This window comes from Nocardioides lacusdianchii (assembly GCF_020102855.1).
GTDB classification, from domain to species: domain Bacteria; phylum Actinomycetota; class Actinomycetes; order Propionibacteriales; family Nocardioidaceae; genus Nocardioides; species Nocardioides lacusdianchii.
The window spans coordinates 50,933-67,752 of record NZ_JADHZD010000005.1; the positions used below are offsets into that span (position 1 = coordinate 50,933).

Genomic DNA, 16,820 nt, shown 5'->3' on the forward strand with positions numbered 1-16,820 from the left:
TGACGGGTCCCAGCCGCCGGTCCGGTCACGATTCCGGTCACATTCCTGCTCGCCCGCACGTCTACGGGTTGGCAGGGTGGGCGATGACGAGAGGGAACCGATGGACAGCACCGAGGTCTTCGAGGCCGAGCGGGCGCGCCTGGTGGTCCTCGCCGGGCGGGTGCTCGGCGACCACGCCGAGGCCGAGGACGTCGTGCAGCAGGCGTGGCTGCGCCTGGAGCGGACCCGCTCTCGTGACGACGCGGAGATCGAGAACCTCCCGGCCTGGCTCACCACGGTGACCACCCGGCTGTGCCTGGACCGGTTGCGCGCCCGGGTGCCGGTGCCGGCGGAGGAGGTCGAGGTCGCCGGGACCGCACCCGACCCGGCCGACGACGTTGCCCTCGCCGACACCGTCGGCATCGCGCTCCAGGCGGTCATCGACCGGCTGACGCCCCGCGAGCGGGTGGCCTTCGTGCTGCACGACAGCTTCGGCTTCGAGTTCGCCACGATCGCCGCCGTCCTCGACACCACGCCCGCTGCCGCGCGCAAGCTCGCCTCGCGTGCCCGTGCGAAGGTCGCCCAGCCCGCCACCGAGGATGCCCTCGCGGACTGGGAGGTGGTCGACGCGTTCATGGCGGCCGCGCGCGGCGGCGACCTCGACCGGCTGCTGCGGCTCCTGGCCCCGGACGCGGTCGTCGGTGCCGACGACGCGGCGGTCCTCGCCGGGACGCCGGCCTCCATCGAGGGCCGGGAGGAGGTGGCGGCGTTCTTCGACGGCAGCGCGCAGGCCGCGCTCGCCGTCTTCGTGGGCGACCGCCCGGCGTCGGCGTGGTTTTTGCGCGGGGAGGCCAGGGTCGTCTTCGACTTCACCGTGCGCGACGGCCAGGTCCACGCCATCGCCTTCCGGGCCGACCCCGCGGTCCTGGCCCGGGTCGTACGCCGTGAGGGCGGCGCGCCGAGGTAGCGGTCACATCCGGCGGCTGCCGGTCGTCACACCACTGAAGCCCCACCGAGGAGGAACCGATGAAGACCATGACCTGCCGCCAGCTCGGCGGACCCTGCGACCTCGCGCACCGCGGCGAGACCCACGACGACGTGATCAACGCGCAGGACCAGCACCTCAAGGCCGCGGAGAAGGACGGTGACGCCGCCCACCAGCCCGCCCGGGACGAGATGAAGGCGCGCTGGCGTCACCCCAAGCGGTCGCTGGGGTGGTACCGCGACATGAAGCAGGCCTTCGCCGACCTGCCGGAGGACTGAGCCCCGGCTCCGAGCCGGGTCAGCGCGCCCGGCGGTCGGCCAGCAGCCAGGCCGCGCCGGCGCTCACCGCGGTGACGCCGAGGACCGAGGGCCACGTGCCGACCTTCTTCGCCAAGGGGTGCGAGACGCCCATCGCGGTCCAGTAGGCGGCTGTCAGCCCGGCCGTGAGCGGCGCCCCGCCGACGGCGTACCACTGCCGTGCGGCGACGGCGTTGGCGCCGAGCATCGCGGCTCCGCCGAGGGGGCGTACGCCGGTGCGCTGGGCGAGCGCGAACCCGCCGACCAGGCCGGCGGCGAGCAGCGGGGCGGTGGGGACGGTCGTGGTGGAACGGGGCGAGGCAGGCACGACGCCGAGACTAGCCATCGGACCCATGGCCAGGACGTCGTCCGCAGCGCACACTGGTCCTCCCCGAGCGAAGGACTGCACGTGAGCGATCTCCAGGTCATGGCCACCATCCCCGTCAAGGCCGAGGCGGTCGAGCAGGTCCGACCCGCGCTCCAGGCGCTCGTCGAGGCAACCCGGGCCGAGGAGGGGTGCCTGGCCTACGACCTCTTCGAGTCCGGCGCGGCTCCCGGCACGTTCATCACGCTCGAGCGGTGGCGCGACGCCGACGCCCTCGACGCGCACATGCGCACGCCCCACGTGGCGGCCGCCTTCGCCGCCGCCGAGGGTGCGCTCAGCGGGGAGGTCGCGATCCACCCGCTCCAGCCCGTGGGCTGATCGCGCACGTCTGGGCCAGGCCGAGCGCCCAGCAGGTCGGGCACCCGCGCAGCAGCACCGCCGCGGGCGCGACCAGCAGGAGCGCGAGCGGGCCCCACCACGGCACCAGCATGAAGGCGGCCACCATCAGCGGCAGACCGAGCGCCCCGCGGACCAGGTGTCGCGGGACGCTGCTGCTGGCGAACATCGTGTCGGGCTGGCTCACGGGTGGTGTTCGACGCCGCGCGCGTCCGCGGATTGTCCGGCGCGTCCCAGGGACTACTCCGACGGCTCCGGGGTGTCGATGTTGACGTCGGCGCAGTCGACCTTCGGGTTGACGCCGGTGTAGTTGAGCGGGCCGGCGACGATGTTGAGCGCGATGTCGCTGGCCTCGGAGCAGTTGGTCCGGGCGTCGTCGAAGTAGCCGCGCTGGAAGGCGGCGAAGCCGCCGATGACCAGCCAGATCACGAGCAGGATGCCGATCAGTCGTCCCACGGGGGTGCCTCCTCGTCCAGGACGGCGAGACCGCCGTCGTCTGTGACTATGCGCCCACCGGGCAGTCGACTGCCACCCTCGCAGGGGTAGGCGGGCCTAGGGTGGGGCCATGGACACCGCAGCCGTCGTCTTCGCGGCCGGAGCCGCCCTGCTCCACGTCTACATCTGGGTCCTCGAGTCGTTCCGGTGGACCGAGCCGGCGACCCGCAAGACCTTCGGCACCTCCGCGGCAGACGCCGAGGTGACGAAGCCGCTGGCCTACAACCAGGGCTTCTACAACCTCTTCCTCGCGGTCATCACCGTCGCCGGCCTCGTCGCGGGCGGCGCTCGGACCGACGTCGGCACCGCCCTCGTGCTCGCGGGCGCCGGGTCGATGCTCGCGGCCGCGCTCGTGCTCGTCGCGCATGACCGGCGGATGGTGCGCGCCGCGCTGACCCAGGGAACCTTCCCCGCCCTGGCCGTGCTGTTCGTCCTGCTCGCGCGGGCCTGATCCAGGAGCGCTCAGCGCGCCAGCCAAGTGTGCACCGACGACACCACCGACGCGCCCTCGCCGGTCGCCGAGGCCACCCGCTTCATCGACCCCGACCGGATGTCGCCGCCGCAGAAGACGCCCGGCAGCGTGGTCGCCAGGTCCTCGGGCGGCACGTCGCCGACCCAGCGCTCGCGGGGGATGTCGCGACCGGTAACCACGAAGCCGTGCTCGTCGCGCAGCACCTCGTCGGGCAGCCACCCGCACTCGGGCGCGGCGCCGAGGAGGAGGAAGAGGCCGCGTGCCTCGACCCGCTCCTGCTCGCCGGTCGTGACGTCCTCGAGGTCAAGCCACGCCAGGTGGTTCACGTCGTCGGGTCCGCCGTCGACGACGCGCGTCGAGCCCCGCACCGTGATGCGCGGGTTCCACTCGATCCCGTCGATGAGGTAGGACGACATCGTGGCCGTCAGGTCCGGACGGCGTACGACGATCGTGACCGCGCTGGCGAAGCGCGCGGCGTGGATCGCCGCCTGGCCGGCCGAGTTGCCGCCGCCCACGATTACGACGTGGTCGCCGGCGAGCTCGCGCGCGGCCGCCATCGCGGCGCCGTAGTAGACCCCGCGGCCGACCAGCTCCTCGATGGGCTCGACGCCGAGTCGGCGGTAGTCGACACCGGTGGCGACGAGGACCGTCCGCGTGTGCACGTCGCCGCCCTCGGTGTGCACGATGTGGTGCCCGCCGTCGGCGCACGGCGAGATGCCGGTCGCCGGCCAGCCGGTGAAGAAGCGCGTGCCGAAGCGCAGCGCCTGCCCGCGGGCCCGCTGCGCCAGGCGCATCCCGGAGATGCCGCGCGGGAAGCCGAGGTAGTTGCGGATCATCGAGCTGGTGCCGGCCTGCCCGCCGATGGCCTCGGCCTCCAGGCAGACCGTCGAGAGGCCCTCGCTCGAGGCGTACACGCTCGCGGCGAGTCCGGCCGGCCCGGCGCCGACGACCACCAGGTCGACCACTTCGTCGAGCTCGATGTCGTCGGGGCGGCCGTAGAGCTGGTTGGCGAGGGCGCGCACGCTCGGGCAGTGGCCGCACCAGCCGACCAGCGACGACACGACCGGCCAGCGGCCCTCGTCCTCGGGGCAGTCCGCCATCACCGCGCGGCCGACCTCGCTGTCGGGGTGGTGCACGCCCGCCGGCAGGCCGACGCGGCCGAGGTAGTCGAGCAGCTCGCGGGTCAGCGCGTCCTTCTCGGGGGTGATGATGCGGACGTTCTCGACCACGGGGGCAGCGACGGTGGCGTTCCACTCGTTGAGCAGCTCGCCGACCGCGCCGTGGAACTCCTCGTCGCGCGGTCCCTGCGGCATGAGCAGGAGCGCGTCGACCTTGCCGGCGGCGACCGCGTGGCGGAAGGCCGGGCTGTCCTCGCGGAAGCGGCTGACGTGCGACACGATCAGTCGTCGCGCGGTCGGCACGGCCTTGCGGGTGCCGGCGATCAATGCGTACAGCTTGTCCTGGTCGTGGTCGCTGTCGATGACGAACAGCGCGACCGGGTGGCCCGTGCCGAGCAGGTCCTCGGCGCACGCCTTGGCGGCCAGCTCGTCGCCGACCAGGCGTACGTCGTACTCCCGCTCGTAGCGGCTGAAGGCCTCGGCCAGCACGTCGCCGTGGCGGGACGAGGCGATGACGATCGCGGGCGCTCCCATGTCACGAGCCTAGCCGTGCGCGAGGGACGAGCGCCCGGCGTGGCGAGGGAGGTTGAGCAAGCCCGCGGCCGAGCTCGCGAGGTCGCGACGGCGCGTCGAAACCAACGTAAGCCCGGCCGCCGCCCGCTGCGTCATACGAACAAGCACCCATGAGTGCGGGTTCGTATGACGCACGAGCCCGGGTCACCGGTCAGCGTCATACGAAGGCAGACGGATGGGTGCGGGTTCGTATGACGCACGAGCCCGGGTCACCGGTCAGCGTCATACGAAGGCAGACGGATGGGTGCGGGTTCGTATGACGCAAGCGACCGGAGGAAGGGCAGGCCCAGAGGTCAGCCCGTCAGGTTGTGCACGTAGCACCAGCGCCACGCCTCGTCGGGCTCGGCGGACTGCATGACCGGGTGGAGGCTCTCGTGGAAGTGCGCGGTCGCGTGCCTGCCGACCGAGGAGTCGCAGCACCCGACGTGGCCGCAGGTCAAGCACTGGCGCAGCGAGACCCACCGAGTGCCGTCGGCCAGGCAGGTCGCGCAGGCGGGATCGTCGACGGTCTCGACCACCGGGTGCTCGACGAGGTCGTCGCACTCGCGCCCGGAGGTGAAGGCGAGGGAGCCGGTGCGCACGCTGGCGCGTGCCTCGGTGCCGGCGTCGAGCATGGACTCCTCGATGTCGAGCAGCCCGAGCACCTGGCTGACGACCTCGGAGTCGACCCGGCCGTGGCTACGGACCTCCAGGACCTTGGCCCGCTCGGCCTCGATCATCTCGCCGCGGACCCGGGCGTAGAGCTCCGACGGCGTCTCCTCGCCGACGGCCGTCGAGAGCTGCTCCCACGCGGCGAAGGAGCGCTGGTCGAGCCGGGCGCGGATCTGGGTGCCGACGCCGTGGTGGTCGTCGAAGTCGAGCTCCTCGAGTCGGGCGCTGCCGGCGTCGGAGGCCTGCTGCAGCAGCGCCGCGCGGGCCAGCGCGTCCTCGGCCGGGTCGGGGGAGGGCACCTTCAGCAGCCGCGTGAGCAGCGGGAGGGTGATGCCCTGGAGCAGGAGGGTGCCGGCCACGACGGTGAAGGCGACCAGCAGCAGCACCTCGCGGTGCGGGGCGTCCTCGGGGATGACGAAGGCGGCCGCAAGCGTCACGACGCCGCGCATGCCGGCCCAGCCGATGAGGAAGGTCCACGACGCCGGCAGCGGGTTCGCGCGCAGGCCCCGCGCCAGCCAGGTGGCGTACACCCAGGCGAGGCGTACGACGATCACGGTGACGAGGGTGGCCACGCAGACCAGCGCGATGCGGCCCGGCGACAGCGTCGAGTCGCCGACGTCGGCCAGGATCCAGTCGAGCTGGAGGCCGATGAGGAGGAAGACGGTGTTCTCCAGGACGAAGGCGACCGTGCGCCAGGTGATCCGCTCGGTGATGCGCGACTGGGCGGTCTGGATGATCGGCGCCTTGTGGCCCAGCAGCAGGCCGGCGACGACCACCGAGATCACACCGGAGGCGTGGATCTCCTCGGCGGCGACGAAGGCCGCGAAGGGGACGAGGAAGCTGATCGCGGTGTCCATCAGCGGGTCGGTGATCCGCTTGCGCAGCCACGCGACGAGGGCGAAGAAGGCGACGCCGATGACGACCCCGCCGCCGGCCGCGACGAGGAAGTCGAGGCCGACCTCGGCGATCGCCACGCCGCCGGAGATCGCGGCGATCGCGGTGCGCAGCGACACCAATGCGGTGGCGTCGTTGAGCAGCGACTCGCCCTCGAGGATCGTCACGACGCGGCGTGGCAGACCGATCTTCCTCGCGACCGCCGTGGCGGCGACCGCGTCCGGCGGAGCGACGACCGCGCCGATCGCGATCGCGGCAGCCCACCCGATGCCGGGCACGAGCCACTGCACGACCGCACCGACCGCGAGCGAGGTGAGCACGACCAGCACGATCGAGAGCCGCAGGATGGAGCCGCGGTTGGCGTTGAAGTCGACCAGCGAGGTCTGGATCGCCGCGGTGTAGAGCAGCGGCGGGAGCAGCCCGAGCAGGACCACCTCGGACTCGAGGTAGATGGTGGGCACGGCGGGGACGTACGACGTCGCGGCGCCGACGACGAGCAGCAGCAGCGGCGCCGGGACCCCCACGCGTTCGCTGACCGCGGTCGCGGCCAGGACGACGGCGGCCATGGAGACGAGGAGCAGGGCGAGTTCCACAGGGGAATTCTCCCAGACGGAGAGTCGTGTCTCGCTGGTTGAGGTGCGAGCGAAGCGAGCCTCGAAACCCGGTCGTGGTTTCGAGGCTCGTCGCTGGCGCTCCTCACGCCTCAACCACCGACAACCAAGGGGTCAGCGCACGACGTCGTAGACCTGGAGCGTGATGCCGTTGGAGTAGGCCGCGTGCTCGGCGAGCTGGAGCCGGGTCTTGTCGGACTCGGCGAAGAGGCGCTTGCCGCTGCCGAGCAGGACCGGGAAGACGAGCAGGTGGTAGCGGTCGACCATCCCGGCGGCGGCCAGGCCCTGGGCGAGCCTGGCGCTGCCGTGGACGTGGATCTCCCCGCCCTCGGTCTCCTTGAGCGCGGCGACCTCGTCGAGGGAGCGCAGCACGGAGGTGTTGTGCCACTGCGGGTCCTGCAGCGTCGAGGAGACGACGTACTTGGGCATCGCGTTGTAGGTGGCGAACTCCTCCATCGAGGGCCACACCGGCGCGAACTCGTCGTAGGACTGCCGGCCCAGCAGGAGCGCGGTGGCGGCCTCGGTCTCGCGGCCCTTGATCTCGTAGGCCGCCTCGTCGAACGGGACGTCCTGGAAGGTCCACCCGGCGTGGGGGTGGTCGCCCCCGCCGGGGGAGTCGACGATGCCGTCGAGGGTGATGAACTCGGTGACGACGATGGTGCGCATGGTGGTCCTTCTCTCGGGATCGCCGGCTCAGGAGGCGAGCAGGTCGTCGATCTGGTTGATGGCGGACGCCGCGCCCTCGACGACGCCCATGTCGAGCACCTGCTGGAGGCTCTCGGCGGAGGCGTAGGTGCCGACGTACGTCGCCCGGGTGCCGCCCTCGACCTCGGTGAACGTGTAGTCGTTGCGCGACACCGGGAGGTCGGGGTTGGGCGCGAAGCTGGCGTCGAGGGCGAAGCCGTCGTCGAAGGAGAAGCCGCCGGGTGCCGCGACGCCGGTGATGGTCCAGTAGCCGTAGTACTTCTCGCCCTCGGGGCTGGTCATGTAGTAGGTCGTCCGCGCGCCGGGGGTGAGGTCGTGGTCGACGAAGGTGGCCGGGTAGGTCGGCGGGCCCCACACGCGCTCGAGCTGGCGCGGGTCGGCGTACACCTCCCACACGCGGTCGACCGGGGCGGCGAACTCGGCGGTGATGGTCAGGGTGAGGGCGTCGAGGTCGTGCTGGACGTCGGTGACAGGCATGGGTCAGTCCGTTCCGTGAGTGGTGTCGTGGGTGGTGGTGCCGGGTGTGGTGTCGGGTGTCGCGAGCAGCTCGTCCATCCGGGCGATGCGACCGCGCCAGAGCGCCTCGAGCTCGCCGAGCATCAGCCCGACCGAGCGCACGGCCTCCACGTCGCCGCTGGCCAGGGCCTCGCGGCCCTGCCGACGCTTGGTCAGCAGCCCCGCGCGCTCCAGCACGGCGACGTGCTTCTGCACGGCCGCGAAGCTCATGTCGTAGCTCTGGGCGAGCGCGGTGACCGAGTGTTCGCCGGCCAGCACGCGGCGCAGGATGTCGCGCCGGGTGCGGTCGGCCAGCGCGTGGAACCACGCGTCGGCGCGGTCCTCGTCACTGGTGCTCATGGGATAAACATACAACTAGTTGGTTGTACGTTGTCAAGGGCCCACCCCCACGGGGGTGCAGATCGTCCGAGCGGGCATGGGATCAAGGTGGGGCGGGTTAGCATCCCGAACGGTGCGGTCCGCGTGCCGTGCCCGAAGGAAGTGGGACACACCCCGTGCAGCGACTCGAGGCAGGACTCCGTCTCGGGGACCGCTACGTCCTCCAGGAGCGCATCGCCTCCGGTGGCATGGCCGACGTCTGGAGCGGTCTCGACGACGTGCTCCAGCGTCTGGTGGCGGTCAAGGTCATGCGCGCCGACCCCGAGAACGAGGAGATCTTCGCCGAGCGCTTCCGCGACGAGGCCCTCCACTCGGCGGCGCTGATGCACACCAACATCACCACGGTCTTCGACTACGGCGAGGACGACCACCTCACCTACCTCGTGATGGAGCTCGTCGCCGGCCAGCCCCTCTCCGCGGTCATCCGCGAGCAGGGCGCGCTGACGCCCGAGGTCGTCCGCTCGGTCCTGGCCCAGGCCGCGCTCGCGCTCGGCACCGCCCACGAGGCGGGCGTCGTGCACCGCGACGTGAAGCCCGCCAACATCCTCGTGCGCGAGGACGGCGTGGTGAAGCTGACCGACTTCGGCATCGCCCGCGCCATGGACGCCATCGGTCACACCCGCGTCGGCGAGATGCTCGGCACCCCCAACTACATCAGCCCGGAGCAGGCGGTGGGCGAGCAGGCGACCGGCGCCAGCGACCTCTACGCCCTCGGCGTCGTCGCGCACGAGATGCTCACCGGCACCCGCCCCTTCGACCGCGGGACCCCGATCGCCACGGCGCTGTCCCACGTCAACGAGCCGCCGCCACCGCTGGGTGACGACGTGCCCGTCGACCTGCGCGCCGTGATCGACACGCTGCTCGAGAAGGACCCGACCAAGCGGCCGGCCAACGCCCACGACGTCGCCGCGCTGCTCGGTGTGGCGTCGGCGGAGCTCACCGGGCTCGACCTCGACCTCGCGGCCGGGGTGCCGAGCGGCTACGTCGGCACGCCGCTGACGCCGATCACCCCGCTGACGCCGGTGAAGGCGGCGCCGCCCGCCGGCGAGCGCGCCCCCGTCGACGAGCCGACCGTCGCCGCGCGGCGCGAGGACCTGCTCGACTGAGCCGGTACGCCGCTCAGCGGCGGGTGGCGTCGTCCAGCAGCGCGGCCAGGGCGGCCGGCTGGGTGAACATCGGCCAGTGACCCGACGCGATGTCGACCAGCTCCAGCGCGTTGGCCGACGCGAGCTCGGGCACGTCGCCGCCGTCGATCCACTCCTGTGCCTCGGCCGGGCTGAACTCCGGGCAGACGAGCGTGAGCGGTACGTCGTGGCGCGCGTCGCTCGTCCAGTGCACCTCACCGCGGGTCACCCCGACCGGCACCGGGATCATCCGGCCGAGCAGGTCGGACTTCAGCTCCTCGGACATGTCGTCGGAGTCCGGCCCCTCGAACTTCTCCCACCCGGGGAAGGGCATCGCGCCGTCGACGGGCTCGAAGAAGTCGGCGTACTTCTCGCCCTCGGTCGACGGGAACCCGCCGATCAGCGCGACACCCGTGATCGCGTCGGGTCGCTGGTCGGCCGCCGCCCACGCGAGCGTGCAGGCCGCCGAGTGGCCGACCACGAGCGGGGCGCCGTCGGCGGCGTCGACCGCTGAGAGCACGGCCGCGACCTGGTCGTCGTACGTCGCCGCGGTGGCGCCGTCGCCCTGGCCGGGCAGCGTGAGCGGGATGCCGCGGTGGCCGCGCGCCTCGAGCTCGGGCAGCACGTCGTCCCAGGCCGATGCGTCGAGCCAGAGTCCGGCGATGAGCACGATGTCCATGTGGGTTCTCCTCCGTTGGATGTGTTCGACCCTCGGGGCACACGCTACGGACCATTCCGGACGGTCTGCGTCCGGAACCGGTGACATGATCGCGCCATGCCCGGCAAGAGGTCCGACATCAGCCCCACCGCCCGCGCGCTGCGAGCGCTCGACCTGCTCCAGTCGCGACCGGGCATCACCGCCTCCGAGCTGGCACGCCGCCTCGGGGTGACCGAGCGGGCGGCCCGGCGCTACGTCGCGATCCTGCGCGAGGCCGACATCCCGGTCGAGTCGTCCCGCGGCCCCTACGGCGGCTACACCCTCGGTCGAGGCCTGCGCCTGCCCCCGCTGGTCTTCTCCGCGACCGAGGCGCTCGGCCTGGTGATGGCCGCGCTGGACTCCCATCACGCGGTCGCCGACGCGGAGGACCCGGTCGGCTCGGCGCTCGGCAAGATCCTGCGGGTGCTGCCCACCAACGTGGCGCGGCAGGCGGTGATGGTGCGCGAGACCGCCCGCACGGTGCCGGACCGCTCCCCGTCGAAGCCCGACCCGGCCGTCACCAGCGAGCTCGTCGCTGCCGTCGCAGCCCAGCGGCAGGTGCGCGTGGGCTACCGCACCGCGGCCGGCAACGCGCGCAGCTTCGAGGTCGACCCGTGGTCGGTGGTGGTGCGCTACGGGCGGTGGTACCTGCTCTGCCTCTCCCACCACGCCGACGCGCTGCGCACCTTCCGCATCGACCGGATCACCGGCGTCGAGACGCTCGAGGGGACCTTCACCGTCCCGGCCGACCTCGACCCGGCGGCCGAGCTCGAGGCCAACCTCGCGACCGGCTGGGAGCACGAGACCCACGTCGTCTTCGACGCCCCGCTGGACGACGTACGCCCCTGGATCCGGCCCACCCTCGGCACCCTCGCCGCGCTCCCCGACGGACGCTGCGAGCTGGTGGGCAGCACGAGCAACGCGCGGGCGTACGCCGGTGAGTGGCTGGCGGGCGTGCCCTTCGCCTTCACGGTCGTCGGCGGGCCGGAGCTGCGCGAGGCGGTGGCCGAGGTGGCGGCGCGACTGGCGCGCTCGCTCACCTAGCGACCGCGACCTCCTTGCCGAGGTCCCAGCCGTCGGAGATGGGGAGGTAGTCGCCGCTCCAGAACTTGCCGGGGTCGTACCAGGTGGCGCGGCGGTCGTCGCGCAGGATGCCCATCTCGATGTAGCAGGTCGCCACGATCTCGGCGCAGAACGCCGCCTCCGGCGTGACCCGTCGCCCGCGCTTGCGGTGCGGGACGTAGGCGTCGCGGCCCCGCAGCCAGCGGGCGCCGAGGCGGGTCAGGCTCGGGAACGAGACGCCGTCGAGCCGCGCCACCGCGCGAAGCATGCCGTCCTCCTCCTGCTGCCCGATCTCGGGGTGCAGCTGGCGCAGCCAGGCGTCCTGGTCGTAGTCGGTCTGCCAGCGCGACACCGCCTCGCGCAGGTCGTGGAGCTGGACGCCGCGGTGGTGGGCGCCGGTCCACATGTCCAGCTGCTTCTTGCCGAGCTCGGCGTGGAAGATCAGCGGCGGCAGGTCGTCGACGACCACGGCCATCCCGACGTGGTTGACCGGCGAGTTGGTCACCGCCCGGATCGCCCGGTCGGGGGCCCGGCGACCGCGGAACAGCCAGATGTCTCCGCTGCGGGTCAGGTCGACCGCCTGGTCGAGGGTCAGGGCCGATGCCATGCGCGCAGTCTGCCCTAGGGATCTGGCCTAGGGTGAGCGCCATGCGCGCGTGGAAGCTGCTGGGGCTGGCCGGGATCCTCGCCGGTGTCGCCACCGGCGCTGCCGTGGCTCGCGACGAGCGCGTACGCCGCCACTACGACGCGGGCGAGATCCGCGAGCGGCTGCACAAGCGGCACGACGAGGCCGTCGCGCGCGAGGCGGCGGACGACTCCACCGCTGGTTGAGGGCCGCCTCACTTCGGGTGGTGGTTCTCCTGCCAGGCCCGCTCGACCATCTCGGTGAGCACGTCGCGGTCGAGGGCGTCGACGCGCTTGACGTACACGCACCCCTTGCCGGTGGTGTGCGGGCCGAGGCGCTCGAGCAGGTCCTCGTTGGAGCCGTAGAAGGTCAGGCCGTAGAGCGTCAGCGCTGCCTTGCGCGGGGCCAGCCCGACGGCGAACCACTCGTGCTCCTTGCCGTCGGCGGTCGTGTAGGGCTGGCGACCGAAGCCGATCATCGAGGAGCCCCACACGACGGGCTCGGCGCCGGTGACCTGCTGCATCAGCTCGAGCACCTCCCGGGCGTCGGCGCGGCGGCGCTCGTCCGCGGCGGCGTCGACGACCGCGTCGACGGAGGCGGCGGTCGGGAGGGTCTTGCGCTCGCTCATGGGGACATCATCGACCTGCGGGGTGCGGCGCGCCAGCGCTTGTGGACCGACCCGTGATCGAGCTCGGCCTAGTCCAGTGGCGGTTGGCCGTCCAGACGTCCTCAACACAGCCAGAACTCACTGGACTACCCGACCCGGGCAGCCAAAGGTCACTGGACTACCCCGCCTCAGGCGCCCAGCGCGAGGCGTACGGCGATCGCGAGCATCACGACCCCGATCAGCACGTCGAGCACCTGCCACGCCCGGGGGTCCGACAGCCGGGGTGCGGCCAGCCGCGCGCCGTGGCCGAGACCGGCGAACCACGCGATGCTCGCCACGCACGCCCCGAGGGCGAACCACCAGCGGCCGGGGTCGCCGTGGGTGCCGGCGATCGAACCGAGCAGCAGGACGGTGTCGAGGTAGACGTGCGGGTTGAGCCAGGTCAGCGCGACGGCCCGGGCCACGACGCCTGTACGCGACTCCACCACGTCGGAGCTCACCGCGAGGGCCTGCGGGCGCCGGGCACGCAGCAGCGAGGTGACGCCGTAGACGGTGAGGAAGGCGACGCCGAGCCAGCGGATCACCTCGATCGCCCAGGGGGCGCGGTCGACGACGACGCCGATGCCGGCAACCCCGGCGAGGATGAGGACGACGTCGGACAGCGCGCAGATGGCGACGACCAGCCCGACGTGGCTGCGGCGCAGCCCCTGGCGGAGCACGAAGGCGTTCTGCGCACCGATCGCGATGATGAGGGACAGGCCGGTGAGCAGCCCGGCCGCGATGTCTCCCACGCGGCCGACCCTAGGGGTCGACGGGCGTGGCCGGCGGTGGCGGTCGTACCCCGGGACACCCCTGACACATGTCAGGGTCGGCTGCGGGTCTTATCCCATGGCCGCTGGTTCGGGGACCCTGCCAGACTTCACCCATGACTGAGCACACCCTGGGGGAGGCGACGCAGGGCGTCGCAGCGAGCGCGCACGACCTGGTGAAGACCTACGGCAAGGGCGAGGCGGAGGTCCGGGCCCTCGACGGCGTCACGATCGACCTCATGCAGGGCGAGTTCACCGCGGTGATGGGTCCCTCGGGCTCCGGCAAGTCGACCCTCATGCACTGCCTCGCGGCCCTCGACACCCCGACCTCGGGGGAGGCCGTCGTCGACGGCACATCCCTGGGCAAGCTCAAGGACAAGGACCTCACGACGCTGCGCCGCGAGCGCGTCGGCTTCGTCTTCCAGTCCTTCAACCTGGTGCCGACCCTGACCGCGGAGGAGAACATCCTCCTGCCGCTCAACCTCGCCGGCCGCAAGCCCGACCGCGCGTGGTTCGACCAGGTCGTCGACGCCGTCGGCCTGCGCCCGCGCCTGGGCCACCGACCCTCGGAGATGTCGGGCGGGCAGCAGCAGCGCGTCGCCTGCGCGCGGGCCTTGGTCAGCCAGCCGAAGATCGTCTTCGCGGACGAGCCCACCGGCAACCTCGACTCGACCAGCAGCGCGGAGGTGCTCGGCTTCCTGCGCCGCAGCGTCGACGAGTTCGGCCAGACGGTCGTGATGGTGACGCACGACCCGGTCGCGGCGTCGTACACCGACCGCGTCGTCTTCCTCGCCGACGGCCGCATCGTCGACGAGCTGCGCAACCCCGACCGCGACCAGATCCTCGAGAAGATGGTCGGCCTCCAGGACGCCGCGTCCGCGAAGGCGGCGGGCTGACATGCTCCGGCTGACCTGGCGCAACCTGCTCGCTCGCAAGGTGCGCCTGCTGATGAGCACGCTCGCGATCGTGCTGGGCATCGGCTTCCTCGCCGGCGTGATGACCTTCAGCACCGGCCTCAACGCGACCTTCGACAACATCGTCAAGGGCTCCACCTCCGACGGGCTGGTGCGTCCCGCCGGCGACATCCAGGGCGCCAACGCCGGCGTCGGCACCACCCAGGTGATCACGCCCGCGGACGTCGAGACGCTCGACGCCCTGCCCGAGGTCGAGGACGCGGTCGGCTCCGTCGACGGCATCGGCTCCTTCCTCCTGGGCGAGGACGGCAAGCTCGTCGGTGGCCAGGGGGCCCCGACGCTGGCCTTCAACTACGCCCCGACCGAGAACATGGCGGGGGAGCAGATCCTCGAGCTGACCGCCGGCGAGTGGCCGTCCGAGCCCGGCGAGGTCACCCTCGACACGTCGTCGGCCGAGCGCGGGTCGTACGTCGTCGGCGACGAGGTCACGATGATCGTGCCGACCCTCGGGGAGACCCGGCGGACCTTCACACTGGTCGGCACTGCCGACTTCAACGGCGGCGGCACGGCCGGCGCCACCCTCGTGCTGCTCGACACGGCCGAGGCGCAGGAGATCTTCCTCGACGGCCAGGACGCCTTCACCAGCGTCGCGCTCACCGCCGCCGACGGCGTCTCGCAGGCCGAGCTGGCCGCGGCCGCCGACGCGGTCGCGCCCGACGGCTTCGCTGGCGTCACCGGCGACGAGGTGGTCAAGGAGACCCAGGACCAGATCGGCCAGTTCCTCGACGTCATCTCGATCTTCCTCACCACCTTCGCGGTCATCGCGATCGTGGTCGGCGCCTTCATCATCTTCAACACCTTCTCGATCCTCGTCTCGCAGCGGGTGCGCGAGTCCGCGCTGCTGCGCGCGCTGGGTGCCAGCAAGCGGCAGGTCACCCGGTCGGTGCTCATCGAGGCGTTCCTGATGTCGGTGGTCGGTGCCACGCTCGGCCTGCTGCTGGGCCTGGGCCTCTCGCGCCTGCTGGCCGGGCTGTTCCGCACCTTCGGCCTCGACATCGCCGGCGAGGTGCTCACGCTGACGCCCTTCACCATCGCCGCCGGCTACGTCACCGGCATCCTCGTCACGATGGTCGCCGCCTTCGTCCCGGCCCGCCGCGCCGCGAAGGTCCCGCCGGTCGCCGCGATGCGCGACGACCTGGTCGTGCAGGAGAAGGGGATGGGCCGGCGCCTGCTGCTCGGCTCGGTCGCCATGGTCGTCGGGGTCGCGCTCGCGGCCGCTGGCCTCACCGGCGCGCCCGGCACCGACGCGATCTGGATCGGCGCCGGCGCGGTCATCTGGGTGATCACGACCGCCGTGCTCGCCCCGGTGCTCGGCAAGCCGGTGCTGCTGGCGTGCCGAGCGGTCTTCGGCCGCGTCTTCGGCACGGCGGGTCGCCTCGCCGGTGAGAACGCGCTGCGCAACCCGCGGCGTACGGGTGCCACCGCCTCCGCGCTGATGATCGGCCTCGCCGTCGTCTCCGCGGTCGGCGTGCTCGCCTCCTCGCTCAGCGCGACCAACGACAAGGTCGTCGACGACGCCTTCAGGAGCGACTTCCTCGTCCAGATGCCGACGTTCCAGGGCTTCCCGGCGCAGTACGGCGACCGCATGGAGGAGGTCGACGGCGTCGACCTCGTCTCCCGCCAGCAGGGCACCCCCGTCAGCGTCGACGTGGACGGCCGGTCCGACCAGTCCTTCGCGGCCGGCGTCGACCCGGCGTACTTCGAGATCTACGACCTCACCATGGTCGAGGGGACCGACGAGATCTCGGGACGTCAGGCCCTGCTCAGCGAGGGTCGTGCGCAGGACCTGCAGGCAGGTCCCGGCGACACCATCGACGTCTCCTTCCCCGGGGGCGAGACCGTCCCGGTCGAGGTCGTGGGTGTCTTCGAGGACAGCCCGACCACCGGGGGCATCACGGTGCCGCTCTCGGTGCTGGAGGACGCTGGCATCAAGCGCAGCGACTCCAGCCTCAGCATCACGGTCGAGGACGGCGCCGACCGCGCGACGGTCAAGCAGGACCTCGAGGACATCGTCGAGGAGCTGCCGATCCTCTCGGTGCAGGACAAGGTCGAGTTCAAGGAGCTCATCAGCGGCCAGGTCAACCAGCTGCTCTACGTCATCTACGGCCTGCTCGCCCTCGCCGTGATCATCGCGGTCATCGGCATCGTCAACACCCTGGGCCTCAGCGTCCTGGAGCGGACCCGGGAGATCGGGCTGCTGCGCGCCGTCGGTCTCTCCCGGCGCCGGCTGCGGACGATGATCACCCTGGAGTCGGTGGCGATCGCGCTGCTCGGCGCGGTGCTCGGCATGGTCCTGGGGCTCGTGATCGGCGTGGTCCTGCGGCAGTCGCTCAAGGACGACCTCACCGAGCTGTCGCTGCCGCTGGACAACCTGCTGGTCTTCCTCGTGGTGGCCGTGATCTTCGGCGTCCTCGCCGCGATCGTCCCCGCGATCCGTGCGTCGCGGATGAAGGTGCTGGACGCGATCGCGACGGAGTAGCCCTTCGCGGGCGACGTCGCTACGTCATGGCAGGTGGTCGTCCGGGCGA

Annotated in this window: 21 protein-coding genes; 9 read left to right on the forward strand and 12 right to left on the reverse strand. The window is 72.2% G+C overall.

Annotated elements, in window-relative coordinates; translation table 11 throughout:
* Window positions 1–100: 100 nt before the first annotated feature.
* Together IRX98_RS08625 and IRX98_RS08630 are read left to right on the forward strand one after the other, a co-directional pair.
* Window positions 101–946 carry a sigma-70 family RNA polymerase sigma factor gene (locus tag IRX98_RS08625; protein WP_224275837.1) on the forward strand — a complete coding sequence of 282 codons (846 nt, stop codon included), beginning with the start codon at window positions 101–103 and terminating at the stop codon, window positions 944–946.
* 59 nt (window positions 947–1,005) lie between these two features.
* On the forward strand, window positions 1,006–1,242 hold the full coding sequence (locus tag IRX98_RS08630; protein WP_224275839.1) for a DUF1059 domain-containing protein: 237 nt from the start codon (window positions 1,006–1,008) through the stop codon (window positions 1,240–1,242).
* 19 nt (window positions 1,243–1,261) lie between these two features.
* On the opposite strand, the gene IRX98_RS08635 is transcribed toward IRX98_RS08630, so the two are convergent.
* A complete protein-coding gene (locus IRX98_RS08635) occupies window positions 1,262–1,588 on the reverse strand; it encodes a hypothetical protein (protein WP_224275841.1) in 327 nt (108 codons plus the stop codon).
* Window positions 1,589–1,669: 81 nt separating this feature from the next.
* Here IRX98_RS08635 and IRX98_RS08640 point away from each other — a divergent pair, with 81 nt between their 5' ends.
* On the forward strand, window positions 1,670–1,963 hold the full coding sequence (locus IRX98_RS08640; protein ID WP_224275843.1) for a putative quinol monooxygenase: 294 nt from the start codon (window positions 1,670–1,672) through the stop codon (window positions 1,961–1,963).
* Here the strand turns inward: IRX98_RS08640 and IRX98_RS08645 are convergent.
* Together IRX98_RS08645 and IRX98_RS08650 are read right to left on the reverse strand one after the other, a co-directional pair.
* On the reverse strand, window positions 1,920–2,168 hold the full coding sequence (locus IRX98_RS08645; protein WP_224275845.1) for a hypothetical protein: 249 nt from the start codon (window positions 2,166–2,168) through the stop codon (window positions 1,920–1,922). The two genes, IRX98_RS08640 and IRX98_RS08645, sit on opposite strands and share 44 nt — an antisense overlap.
* A 53-nt stretch (window positions 2,169–2,221) precedes the next feature.
* Entirely contained in the window at window positions 2,222–2,437 is a 216-nt protein-coding gene (locus IRX98_RS08650; protein WP_224275847.1) for a hypothetical protein, read from the reverse strand.
* Between the two features lie 109 nt (window positions 2,438–2,546).
* On the opposite strand from IRX98_RS08650, the gene IRX98_RS08655 reads away from it, so the two are divergent.
* Complete coding sequence (locus IRX98_RS08655; protein WP_224275848.1) at window positions 2,547–2,927, forward strand: DUF1304 domain-containing protein; 381 nt, start codon at window positions 2,547–2,549, stop codon at window positions 2,925–2,927.
* An 11-nt stretch (window positions 2,928–2,938) separates the two neighbouring features.
* On the opposite strand, the gene IRX98_RS08660 is transcribed toward IRX98_RS08655, so the two are convergent.
* The 5 genes from IRX98_RS08660 to IRX98_RS08680 form a co-directional block, all read right to left on the reverse strand.
* Window positions 2,939–4,600: an NAD(P)/FAD-dependent oxidoreductase gene (locus tag IRX98_RS08660; protein WP_224275850.1), complete on the reverse strand. Its 1,662-nt coding sequence runs from the start codon at window positions 4,598–4,600 to the stop codon at window positions 2,939–2,941.
* Window positions 4,601–4,932: 332 nt separating this feature from the next.
* Entirely contained in the window at window positions 4,933–6,777 is a 1,845-nt protein-coding gene (locus IRX98_RS08665; RefSeq protein ID WP_224275853.1) for a Na+/H+ antiporter, read from the reverse strand.
* A gap of 132 nt (window positions 6,778–6,909) precedes the next feature.
* Window positions 6,910–7,461: a dihydrofolate reductase family protein gene (locus tag IRX98_RS08670; RefSeq protein WP_224275855.1), complete on the reverse strand. Its 552-nt coding sequence runs from the start codon at window positions 7,459–7,461 to the stop codon at window positions 6,910–6,912.
* A gap of 27 nt (window positions 7,462–7,488) precedes the next feature.
* Window positions 7,489–7,977: an SRPBCC family protein gene (locus IRX98_RS08675; protein ID WP_224275857.1), complete on the reverse strand. Its 489-nt coding sequence runs from the start codon at window positions 7,975–7,977 to the stop codon at window positions 7,489–7,491.
* Window positions 7,978–7,980: 3 nt separating this feature from the next.
* Window positions 7,981–8,355, reverse strand: a complete 375-nt coding sequence (locus tag IRX98_RS08680) for an ArsR/SmtB family transcription factor (protein ID WP_224275859.1) — start codon at window positions 8,353–8,355, stop codon at window positions 7,981–7,983.
* A 155-nt stretch (window positions 8,356–8,510) separates the two neighbouring features.
* Here IRX98_RS08680 and IRX98_RS08685 point away from each other — a divergent pair, with 155 nt between their 5' ends.
* A complete protein-coding gene (locus IRX98_RS08685; RefSeq protein WP_224275861.1) occupies window positions 8,511–9,500 on the forward strand; it encodes a serine/threonine-protein kinase in 990 nt (329 codons plus the stop codon).
* 13 nt (window positions 9,501–9,513) lie between these two features.
* Here the strand turns inward: IRX98_RS08685 and IRX98_RS08690 are convergent, their stop codons facing one another.
* A complete protein-coding gene (locus IRX98_RS08690; protein WP_224275863.1) occupies window positions 9,514–10,197 on the reverse strand; it encodes an alpha/beta fold hydrolase in 684 nt (227 codons plus the stop codon).
* A gap of 96 nt (window positions 10,198–10,293) precedes the next feature.
* Here IRX98_RS08690 and IRX98_RS08695 point away from each other — a divergent pair, with 96 nt between their 5' ends.
* Window positions 10,294–11,259: a helix-turn-helix transcriptional regulator gene (locus IRX98_RS08695; RefSeq protein ID WP_224275865.1), complete on the forward strand. Its 966-nt coding sequence runs from the start codon at window positions 10,294–10,296 to the stop codon at window positions 11,257–11,259.
* Here IRX98_RS08695 and IRX98_RS08700 read toward each other — a convergent pair.
* Entirely contained in the window at window positions 11,252–11,884 is a 633-nt protein-coding gene (locus tag IRX98_RS08700) for a hypothetical protein (protein ID WP_224275867.1), read from the reverse strand. The genes IRX98_RS08695 and IRX98_RS08700 overlap by 8 nt on opposite strands.
* 41 nt (window positions 11,885–11,925) lie before the next feature.
* Here IRX98_RS08700 and IRX98_RS08705 point away from each other — a divergent pair, with 41 nt between their 5' ends.
* The gene (locus tag IRX98_RS08705) at window positions 11,926–12,108 is read left to right on the forward strand and encodes a hypothetical protein (RefSeq protein ID WP_224275869.1); all 183 of its coding nucleotides are present in this window, start codon (window positions 11,926–11,928) and stop codon (window positions 12,106–12,108) included.
* A gap of 8 nt (window positions 12,109–12,116) precedes the next feature.
* Here the strand turns inward: IRX98_RS08705 and IRX98_RS08710 are convergent, their stop codons facing one another.
* Both IRX98_RS08710 and IRX98_RS08715 read right to left on the reverse strand, forming a co-directional pair.
* Window positions 12,117–12,530, reverse strand: coding sequence for a DUF1801 domain-containing protein (locus tag IRX98_RS08710; RefSeq protein WP_224275870.1), 414 nt, complete (start codon window positions 12,528–12,530; stop codon window positions 12,117–12,119).
* Window positions 12,531–12,697: 167 nt separating this feature from the next.
* Window positions 12,698–13,300 carry a LysE/ArgO family amino acid transporter gene (locus IRX98_RS08715; protein WP_224275871.1) on the reverse strand — a complete coding sequence of 201 codons (603 nt, stop codon included), beginning with the start codon at window positions 13,298–13,300 and terminating at the stop codon, window positions 12,698–12,700.
* A gap of 134 nt (window positions 13,301–13,434) precedes the next feature.
* Between IRX98_RS08715 and IRX98_RS08720 the strand changes: the two genes are divergently transcribed.
* Together IRX98_RS08720 and IRX98_RS08725 are read left to right on the forward strand one after the other, a co-directional pair.
* Window positions 13,435–14,214, forward strand: coding sequence for an ABC transporter ATP-binding protein (locus IRX98_RS08720; protein ID WP_224275872.1), 780 nt, complete (start codon window positions 13,435–13,437; stop codon window positions 14,212–14,214).
* Between the two features lies 1 nt (window position 14,215).
* Window positions 14,216–16,771 carry an ABC transporter permease gene (locus tag IRX98_RS08725; RefSeq protein WP_224275873.1) on the forward strand — a complete coding sequence of 852 codons (2,556 nt, stop codon included), beginning with the start codon at window positions 14,216–14,218 and terminating at the stop codon, window positions 16,769–16,771.
* Window positions 16,772–16,820 lie beyond the last annotated feature (49 nt).

What these genes read in the sequence shown, in the direction of transcription:
- IRX98_RS08710 (WP_224275870.1), bottom strand. Translation starts at nt 12,530, where the DNA reads ATGAGCGAGCGCAAGACCCTCCCGACCGCCGCCTCCGTCGACGCGGTC.
- IRX98_RS08725 (WP_224275873.1), top strand. Translation starts at nt 14,216, where the DNA reads ATGCTCCGGCTGACCTGGCGCAACCTGCTCGCTCGCAAGGTGCGCCTG.
- IRX98_RS08705 (WP_224275869.1), top strand. Translation starts at nt 11,926, where the DNA reads ATGCGCGCGTGGAAGCTGCTGGGGCTGGCCGGGATCCTCGCCGGTGTC.
- IRX98_RS08670 (WP_224275855.1), bottom strand. Translation starts at nt 7,461, where the DNA reads ATGCGCACCATCGTCGTCACCGAGTTCATCACCCTCGACGGCATCGTC.
- IRX98_RS08720 (WP_224275872.1), top strand. Translation starts at nt 13,435, where the DNA reads ATGACTGAGCACACCCTGGGGGAGGCGACGCAGGGCGTCGCAGCGAGC.
- IRX98_RS08655 (WP_224275848.1), top strand. Translation starts at nt 2,547, where the DNA reads ATGGACACCGCAGCCGTCGTCTTCGCGGCCGGAGCCGCCCTGCTCCAC.
- IRX98_RS08660 (WP_224275850.1), bottom strand. Translation starts at nt 4,600, where the DNA reads ATGGGAGCGCCCGCGATCGTCATCGCCTCGTCCCGCCACGGCGACGTG.
- IRX98_RS08675 (WP_224275857.1), bottom strand. Translation starts at nt 7,977, where the DNA reads ATGCCTGTCACCGACGTCCAGCACGACCTCGACGCCCTCACCCTGACC.
- IRX98_RS08690 (WP_224275863.1), bottom strand. Translation starts at nt 10,197, where the DNA reads ATGGACATCGTGCTCATCGCCGGACTCTGGCTCGACGCATCGGCCTGG.
- IRX98_RS08680 (WP_224275859.1), bottom strand. Translation starts at nt 8,355, where the DNA reads ATGAGCACCAGTGACGAGGACCGCGCCGACGCGTGGTTCCACGCGCTG.
- IRX98_RS08700 (WP_224275867.1), bottom strand. Translation starts at nt 11,884, where the DNA reads ATGGCATCGGCCCTGACCCTCGACCAGGCGGTCGACCTGACCCGCAGC.
- IRX98_RS08630 (WP_224275839.1), top strand. Translation starts at nt 1,006, where the DNA reads ATGAAGACCATGACCTGCCGCCAGCTCGGCGGACCCTGCGACCTCGCG.
- IRX98_RS08625 (WP_224275837.1), top strand. Translation starts at nt 101, where the DNA reads ATGGACAGCACCGAGGTCTTCGAGGCCGAGCGGGCGCGCCTGGTGGTC.
- IRX98_RS08695 (WP_224275865.1), top strand. Translation starts at nt 10,294, where the DNA reads ATGCCCGGCAAGAGGTCCGACATCAGCCCCACCGCCCGCGCGCTGCGA.